This is a genomic window from Acinetobacter haemolyticus, assembly GCF_900406815.1.
In the GTDB taxonomy this organism is placed as follows: domain Bacteria; phylum Pseudomonadota; class Gammaproteobacteria; order Pseudomonadales; family Moraxellaceae; genus Acinetobacter; species Acinetobacter haemolyticus_A.
This window is the reverse complement of the sequence record NZ_OVCN01000051.1, coordinates 1-424: the sequence shown is the minus strand read 5'-3', so window position 1 is coordinate 424 and position 424 is coordinate 1. Positions and strand designations below refer to the sequence as shown.

Below are 424 nucleotides of genomic sequence, written 5' to 3'. Positions count from 1 at the left end.
ATCATACAGTACATTCAGGTTATAAAACCAGCATGTCCTTGCAATAGTTTCAGTATGGTATTAGCATTGATGCGTTAGATAATGGCATTCTCACTCCAGCCAGTGCCACCAACTCAGGGCTGGAAAGTAAAAAACCGACGCAAAGTCGGTTTTTTTACGTCCTGATTCAGACCTCTTTTCAAATGAATAGCCAACTCAAAATTCACACCTATTACCTTCCTCTGCACTTACACATTCGTTAAGTCATATATGTTTTTGACTTATCCGCTTCGAAGAGAGACACTACCTGCAACAATCAGGAGCGCAATATGTCATTTCTGTTACCCATCCAATTGTTCAAAATTCTTGCTGATGAAACCCGTCTGGGCATCGTTTTACTGCTCAGCGAACTGGGAGAGTTATGCGTCTGCGATCTCTGCACTGC

The 424-nt window shown here is 42.2% G+C and carries 1 pseudogene; it reads left to right on the top strand.

The window, feature by feature from the left end:
- Window positions 1–308: 308 nt before the first annotated feature.
- Window positions 309–424 (top strand): annotated as a pseudogene (gene arsR / locus DK207_RS15620) (As(III)-sensing metalloregulatory transcriptional repressor ArsR); the annotation flags it as partial.